The organism is Rhizobium sp. BK377, assembly GCF_014193935.1.
In the GTDB taxonomy this organism is placed as follows: domain Bacteria; phylum Pseudomonadota; class Alphaproteobacteria; order Rhizobiales; family Rhizobiaceae; genus Rhizobium.
Map to the genome: position 1 here is coordinate 465,577 of NZ_JACIAC010000005.1, position 7,327 is coordinate 472,903.

Below are 7,327 nucleotides of genomic sequence, written 5' to 3' on the forward strand. Positions count from 1 at the left end.
TTTATACCGAATTCAGCTTTTAGCTTATTGGATAACGATGACCTTGGAGGTGGTCTTGCCCGGACGGACGCGGCTGTAGAGGTCGATCACGTCCTGGTTCATCAGGCGGATGCAGCCGGACGAGGCGGCGGTGCCGATCGAAGCCCATTCCGGGGTGCCGTGCAGGCGGAAGAGCGTATCTTTGCCCTCTTCGTTGAAGAGATACATGGCGCGTGCGCCGAGAGGGTTGGTGAGGCCGGGACCCATGCCGTCTTCGACATACTTGGCGATTTCCGGACGGCGGACAGCCATTTCCTTCGGCGGGTGCCAGTTTGGCCATTCCTGCTTCCAGGCCACATAGGCCGTGCCGGACCATGCGAAGCCCTGCTTGCCGACACCGATGCCGTAGCGGACGGCCTTGCCGTTGGGCAGGATATAATAGAGGTGCCGCTCGCGCGTGTTGACGATGATCGTGCCGGGACGCTCGTCGCTCTGGTAGCTGACGATCTGGCGGCGGAACTCCGGCTTGACGCGGTTAATCGGGATTGCCGGAAGGGAGTATCCGGCATCCGACGTCACGCCATAGGCGTCGTTGAAGATTTGTGCCGTCTGAACGGTCGGACCTGCGCCCTTGTCGTCGAGGGACGCGGAGTCGGACGTCGCGGAGCAGCCGGCCAGGGCCAGGGTCGCCAGCAGGCCAAATACAGGGAATGCATTGCGGATGCGCATGGATGACTCGTGAAGGTTTTGGGGCAAGAGAGGATAGTCTTTCGACCATCGTTGCTTATGGTTTATTTTCGATTAACTTTGTCTTTGCAAGCTGCTGCGGCGCGACAAAGTCCATCTGCGGCGCAAATTAAAAGCGCATGGCTTTTTTGCAACAACGGCCAACCCCGCTCGACGGTTATCCATGACGATTTTGAGTGTTTACAATAACAATCCGTTAATCGATGGCCGGCAATCGGACAGGGCGATGATGGTGCGTCGTGGCATGCAGATTTTGCTTCACGACATGCGCCACGCGGTGCTGCCGGAACTGCCGCTGGCGAGCGGCCGCCGGGCCGATCTGATTACGATCTCTGAAAAGGGAGAGGTCTGGATCATAGAGATCAAGACGTCGATCGAAGACTTCAAGGTCGATCGCAAATGGCCGGATTACCGCCTGCATTGCGACAGGCTGTTCTTCGCGACGCACAAGGATGTGCCTGCAGATATCTTCCCGGAAGAGTGTGGTCTTTTTCTTTCAGATGGTTACGGCGCGCATATGCTGCGCGAAGCGCCTGAACACCGACTGCCGCCGGCGACCCGCAAGGCCGTAACGCTCAATTTCTCGCGTGCGGCCGCGCAACGGCTGATGATGGCCGAATGGGCAAACGGCAAGCCGTTCGGCGTGGATGATGTCTAATTATTTCGGTGCGCGTTTGGCGAGGATGCGCTGCAGCGTGCGGCGGTGCATGTTGAGCCGGCGCGCCGTCTCAGACACGTTGCGCTCGCACATTTCATAGACACGCTGGATATGCTCCCAGCGTACGCGATCCGCCGACATGGGGTTCTCAGGCAGTTCTGCCTTCTCGCCCGGCCGCTGTGTCAGCGCCGCAAATACATCATCGGCATCGGCTGGTTTTGCCAGGTAATCCACAGCCCCGAGCTTCACTGCCGTCACGGCGGTTGCGATATTGCCGTAACCCGTCAGCACGATGATCCGCGTGTCGTCGCGGCGCTGGCGAATCGCTTCGATGACGTCGAGACCGTTGCCGTCACCAAGTCTTAAGTCGACCACCGCATATTTCGGCGGCCTGCCTTTGGACTTCGCCACACCTTCCGCCACCGATTCGGCCGTTTCCACGTGGAAGCCGCGTGCCTCCATGGCGCGTGCCAAGCGACGCAGGAAAGGTCCGTCGTCGTCGACGATCAGCAGGCTCGGGTCAGGCCCGATATGCTCCTGGTTGGAGCCTGCGGCAATCTCGTGGTTCTGGTCTGTCATGGCTACGGTCCCGGCGGTTGAATGTCCGAAATGCGTCAACCGCTTATATCCTGTTTATGCCGACAAAGTCATTTTGTCGAATTTGCGTCTATCAATATGCGTGGCCATTCGATTCGAATGCGGGCGCCGGCACTTTCCGGTTCGCGGTTTTCGAAAATCAAAGATGCCCCGGAGCGCTCCAGCAGCGTTTTTGCGATGAAAAGCCCCAGTCCGAGGCCTCCAGCCGTATCTTCTCTCTGTCGTTTGGTGACGTAGGGTTCGCCGATCCGCGTCAGAATATCGGGCGCGTAGCCGTTGCCGTCGTCCTCGATGACGATGAGCACCTTTTCGTGATCGTGCTCGATCGTGACCGTTACCTTCTCCCGCGCATAGTCGACGGCGTTCTCGATCAGGTTGCCAAGCCCGTACATGATGCCGGCGTTGCGGTCGGTGACAGGCTCGCCCCTGCGCGGGCTCTTCTCCACCAACTCCAGCTTGATATCGAATTCGCGATGCGGCGCCACGATTTCCTCCATCATCGAGGAGAGCGGTAGCCGCCGCAAATGCGCTTCGCCCTCGGCAGAGAGCGTCGTCAGCCGGCGAAGGATGTCACGGCAGCGCTCGCTCTGGCTGCGCAGAAGCTGCACGTCCTCGCGGAACCGGTCATCATTTTTAAGTTCACGCTCCATCTCCTTGGCAACGACGCTGATTGTCGCAAGCGGCGTGCCGAGCTCGTGGGCTGCAGCGGCCGCAAGCCCGTCGAGCTGGGAAAGGTGCTTCTCCCGCTGCAGCACCAGCTCTGTTGCGGCGAGCGCGTCGGCTAGCTGGCTCGCTTCCATCGACACCCGGTAGGCATAGAAGGCGGCGAAGGCCATGGTCGAAGCGATCGAGCACCAGACGCCGAACTGCATGACATTGTGCACATTGATTTCCATCCCGTCGAACCACGGAAGCGGAAAGGGGGAGAAGGCAAGCACGGTAATGCAGACCATCGCAAAGCCGATCAATGCCGTGCTGTAGCGGATCGGCTGTGAGGCGAAGGAAATGATGACGGGAACGCAGACCAGTGCCGCAAAGGGATTGGCAAGACCGCCGGTAATGAAGAGCAATGCACAGAGCTGCAGAAGGTCGAAACCCAAAAGCGCGAAAGCGGCACGCGGCTCAAGCCGGTGGGTCGCCGGATAGCGAATCATCAGATAGAAATTCACGCCGGCGAGAGCCGCAATCAGCGAGCAGCTGGCAACCAGCGGCAGCGGGAATTTCAATAGGAATGCAACGATGGCGACTGTTACCGCCTGGCCGGTGACCGCCAGCCATCGCAATCGCACCAAAGTCTGCAAGCGCAGCCGGCGGCTGCTCAGCCTGTCTTCCTGTGTCTGGGTTTCGGTCTTCTCAATCACGCCATACTCCTAGAGCCCATACTCTTACAGCATCGACGCACGGCGCTCCAAGGACGGCAGATTATGTACCACGGGGCTTTGCCCTTGTCGTCGGCGCCGCTTCGTCAGGCTTTTCCGGCCAGGGATGCCTTGGATAGCGCCCCCGCATGTCAGCGCGCACATCCTTCCACGAGCCCGCCCAGAAACCGGGCAGGTCGCGGGTCGTCTGGATTGGCCTGTGAGCCGGTGAAGTAAGCTCCAGCAGCAGGGGCAATCGCCCACCGGCAACCGCCGGATGCTGCTTGAGGCCGAAAAGCTCCTGCACCCGGATCGTCAGCGTCGGTTCTTCGCCGTCATATTGGATCGGATGGCGTTGCCCTGTCGGTGCCTCGAAATGCGTTGGTGCAAGACGTGCGAGATCGCGTTGCAGATCGTGCGGCACGAGTGCCATCAGCCCGTCGGAGAGCCCGGAGACGGAAATATCCGAAAGTCCTCTGGCGTCCGTCTGGAAAGGAATGAACCAGTCTTCCATCCGCTCAAGCAGTGCTTCGTCTCTCACGTCTGGCCACGGTTCACCGATCGTCCGGTTCAGGAAGCCTATCCGTTCCCGAAGCTGCAGGGTCTCCTTGGAAAAGGGTAGCTGACCGAGCCCCAGCTCCTGCAATCCTTGCGCAAGCGCCCGCACCACCGCCTCGCCCGAGGGGCGCGGAAGCGGCGCTTCCTCGAAAATGATCGCGCCAAGCCTTGTGGCGCGGCGTGCCCGTACCTGCCGGCTCTGCCTGTCGAAAAAGGTCTGGTCTTCCGTCCGGATTTCACCCGGAAGCTCGACTTCGATGTCGGCGCGGGAGACGTCCGCTGCCGCCAGAATTCTCCCTTGTGCGGCCCGACCTGTCAGATCGGCAATGACCAGCATTGGGCTGCCGGCCAGGCGCTCGGTTTCCGCAAGCTCGGCGCCCCGCCCATTCGCCATGACATACCGTCCGCGCGCGCCGCGCTGAAGTGCGATTCGATCCGGGAATGCATGCAGCAAAAGCCTTCCTGCGAGCGCAGGTGCAATACTCGAAACAGTATTGAGCCCTTCCGCCAGCCGCCCCGCCAGCCGTCGCGAAGCCTCGGCCCTTTCGCCTTTCTCACTCTTGAAGCGCCTGAGCCGCTCTTCCAGATCGACGCTGGTGCCGCCGAGCCCTTGCTCGGTCAGCAGCACGGAGATCAGCGCCGCCTCCTTGGCGTGACCCGATTCGCCAGCCGAAACCACCATGGCAGCGAGCCGCGGCGGGAGGGCGAGGTCGCGCATCACCTTCCCCCGCGCCGTCAACGTGCCGTCTTTGTCCAGCGCCCCAAGTTGCACCAGCAGCGCGCGTGCTTCCTTGATCGTCGTCTCCGGCGGTTGATCGACAAAGGCCAGCGATTTCGTGTCCTGAACGCCCCAATAGGCGAGATCGAGCACGAGACCGGAAAGATCGCTCGAAAGAATGTGTGGTGGCGTAAAGGCCGGAAGCGCCGCCGTCTGCCCTTGATGCCACAGGCGGACCGCGATGCCGGGCTCTGTTCTTCCCGCGCGGCCGGCGCGCTGATCGGCCGAAGCGCGCGACACCCGCACGGTTTCCAGCCGCGTGATGCCCGTCGATGCCTCGAAGACCGGCAGTCGTTGCAGCCCGCTGTCGATCACGATTCGCACGCCGTCGATGGTTATCGAGGTTTCGGCAATCGAGGTCGCAAGCACGATTTTGCGCGTACCCGGTGCCGCAGCGCGGATCGCCGCGTCCTGCTCCTTCTGGCTGAGATTGCCGTAGAGCGGCGCAATCAGCGTTTCTGAGCCGAACCGCCCCTCGAGCCGCTCTGCCGTCCGGGTAATCTCCGCCTGACCAGGAAGGAAAGCGAGAATCGATCCGGATTCGCTTGCATGAAAACCGACGATCGCCCGCACCATCGCGTCTTCAATACGCTCGCCGCCTGGTCGGTCCTGATAGCGGATATCAATCGGAAAGCTTCGCCCCGTACTTTCGATGACAGGCGGATGATCAAGCAGTGCAGCCACCCGCTCGACATCGAGCGTGGCCGACATCACAAGGATTCGAAGATCCTCGCGAAGCGCCGATTGAACGTCGAGCGCCAGCGCAAGGCCGAAATCGGCATCCAGCGACCGCTCGTGGAACTCGTCGAAGATGACGGTGGAGACTCCGGAGAGTTCGGGATCATCGAGAATCATGCGGGCGAAGACGCCTTCGGTGACAACCTCGATCTGCGTCCTCGCCGATATCCTGTTATCCAGGCGCATGCGATAGCCGACCGTTTCGCCCACCTGCTCGCCGAGCAGGGACGCCATGCGGCTCGCCGCCGCACGTGCCGCCAGCCGGCGTGGCTCCAGCAGGATGATCTTCCCGTCGCCGCGCCAGGTCTGGCCAAGCAGATGAAGCGGCACGAAGGTCGTTTTGCCGGCGCCCGGAGGAGCCGAAAGCACGGCTCGCTTCTCCTTGCCAAGCGCCGTGCTGATATCAGGCAGCACATGCGAAACCGGAAGCTCCGGCAAAGGAGGCACGGTCTTCACTTTCGGCCCGTCACCATTTCATAGGCAAGGATGGCGGCGGCCAGATCCTCAAGCGCTGCGCCGACGGATTTGAAGAGGGTAATCTCTTGTGCATCTTTCCGCCCGTCACAGGCGCCCGATATCAGCTCTACCAGCTCACCGCGAATATCGCTCTCTTTCAGCAGCCCGCTTCTCAAAGGTTGGACGATGTCGCCGCCTTCGCTCAGGGCACCTGCCCTCGTGTCAACATAGACGGCGGAGCGCAGCACGGCCGCATCGTCGCTCTCCCGCATGCTAGGCTTAAAGGCGCCAACCAGATCGAGATGGGCACCGGGCTTAAGCCATTCGCCACGAACAAGTGGTTCAATGGAGAGTGTCGCACAGGAAATGATATCAGCTGTTCTTGCGGCCGCTTCAATATCGCTCACCGCCTCGGCCCGCAGTCCAAGAGCCCGCGCTTCCTCCGCCACCTTCTCCGCCGCCTCGCTATTGCGTCCCCAGATACGGTAGCGCCGGATCGACCTGACTGTCCCGTGTGCCTGCATGAGGTTAAGTGAAAGCCGGCCGGTGCCACAGACCAGCATTTCTTCTGCATCGGTCCGGGAAAGATAGCGCGATGCCAAGGCCGAGGTCGCTGCCGTCCGCCGCGCCGTCAATTCTCCGCCCTCGATGATGGCCAGCATCTGTCCGGTTGCCGCAGAAGAAAGCAGATAGCTCCCGAAGATCGCAGGCAGGCTGCGACGAACATTACCGGGAAACACCGAAACCGTCTTGATGCCTGTATATTGTCCAGGAAGCCAAGCCGGCATGAGCAGCAGGGTGGCATTCTCTTCTCCTGGAACCTCCATGTCGTGATGATGGCGGACGGGCATAACGCAATCACTTCGAAACATCGCTTCGATCGCATCGATGAGCTGCGCCCAAGGCAGCGCCGACCGCGTCTGATCTTCATCGAGGACAAGCATTCCGAACTCCCCAAAGGCATGGATATATCCCGTCAAACTACCGATTGGGGCGGTTGAGGCAAGCGCCATGGAAATCACCTGTATACCGGCCCATTAAAAGACAGCACGCAAAGCCGACGCTGACTGGCCGGAATCGCCGAAAGTCGATCCGAATGGGGTGATTTGACGAGGAAATTCCTCCCTTCGACCGGATCCGATAAAACCGTCAGCAAAATCAACCTGTTACAAAAATGTCAAAAAAGTTGGGTTGGATGTGTTGACTGTTTCGAGGGTGTGGGATTATAAGCCCACTCACTGACGAGGGCGGCGGCGCTGCTGGCGACGAAGTTTCTCGTTCTGAAGAAATCAAGCGGATTGGCGGCATGCTGGTTTGTTGCTCTGGGCTTTAAGTTTGGGGCGTTGATTTTGCGACGGCTGAAGTGTCGTCTGTTATTTGACAATTGAAGATGAGAAGAAAGAGAAACGTGGGCGGCGGAGCTTGCGGAACTCAAGAGATTGGGTTCTTTGAAAGAGA

At 60.4% G+C, this 7,327-nt stretch carries 7 protein-coding genes; 1 reads left to right on the top strand and 6 read right to left on the bottom strand.

What is annotated here, in order from left to right; translation table 11 throughout:
- Nucleotides 1–24: 24 nt before the first annotated feature.
- Nucleotides 25–708 carry a L,D-transpeptidase gene (locus tag FHT92_RS21805; protein ID WP_183749670.1) on the bottom strand — a complete coding sequence of 228 codons (684 nt, stop codon included), beginning with the start codon at nucleotides 706–708 and terminating at the stop codon, nucleotides 25–27.
- Nucleotides 709–889: 181 nt separating this feature from the next.
- Between FHT92_RS21805 and FHT92_RS21810 the strand changes: the two genes are divergently transcribed.
- Complete coding sequence (locus tag FHT92_RS21810; RefSeq protein WP_183829191.1) at nucleotides 890–1,384, top strand: MmcB family DNA repair protein; 495 nt, start codon at nucleotides 890–892, stop codon at nucleotides 1,382–1,384.
- On the opposite strand, the gene FHT92_RS21815 is transcribed toward FHT92_RS21810, so the two are convergent.
- The 5 genes from FHT92_RS21815 to FHT92_RS29095 all read right to left on the bottom strand — a co-directional run.
- Nucleotides 1,385–1,963, bottom strand: a complete 579-nt coding sequence (locus FHT92_RS21815; RefSeq protein WP_183749668.1) for an ActR/PrrA/RegA family redox response regulator transcription factor — start codon at nucleotides 1,961–1,963, stop codon at nucleotides 1,385–1,387.
- Between the two features lie 68 nt (nucleotides 1,964–2,031).
- Nucleotides 2,032–3,342, bottom strand: a complete 1,311-nt coding sequence (locus FHT92_RS21820) for an ActS/PrrB/RegB family redox-sensitive histidine kinase (protein WP_183829194.1) — start codon at nucleotides 3,340–3,342, stop codon at nucleotides 2,032–2,034.
- A gap of 61 nt (nucleotides 3,343–3,403) precedes the next feature.
- Nucleotides 3,404–5,869: an ATP-dependent helicase HrpB gene (gene hrpB / locus FHT92_RS21825; RefSeq protein WP_183749666.1), complete on the bottom strand. Its 2,466-nt coding sequence runs from the start codon at nucleotides 5,867–5,869 to the stop codon at nucleotides 3,404–3,406.
- Nucleotides 5,866–6,813 carry an ornithine cyclodeaminase family protein gene (locus FHT92_RS21830; RefSeq protein WP_183749861.1) on the bottom strand — a complete coding sequence of 316 codons (948 nt, stop codon included), beginning with the start codon at nucleotides 6,811–6,813 and terminating at the stop codon, nucleotides 5,866–5,868. The genes hrpB and FHT92_RS21830 overlap by 4 nt, the downstream gene beginning before the upstream one ends.
- A gap of 233 nt (nucleotides 6,814–7,046) precedes the next feature.
- A partial coding sequence (locus FHT92_RS29095) for a hypothetical protein (RefSeq protein WP_210278547.1) occupies nucleotides 7,047–7,327 on the bottom strand: 281 nt, incomplete at its 5' end.

Bases quoted from the DNA above. Each gene is read 5' to 3' on its own strand.
- FHT92_RS21815 (WP_183749668.1), bottom strand. From the start codon at position 1,963: ATGACAGACCAGAACCACGAGATTGCCGCAGGCTCCAACCAGGAGCAT.
- FHT92_RS21810 (WP_183829191.1), top strand. From the start codon at position 890: ATGACGATTTTGAGTGTTTACAATAACAATCCGTTAATCGATGGCCGG.
- FHT92_RS21805 (WP_183749670.1), bottom strand. From the start codon at position 708: ATGCGCATCCGCAATGCATTCCCTGTATTTGGCCTGCTGGCGACCCTG.
- FHT92_RS21830 (WP_183749861.1), bottom strand. From the start codon at position 6,813: ATGCTTGTCCTCGATGAAGATCAGACGCGGTCGGCGCTGCCTTGGGCG.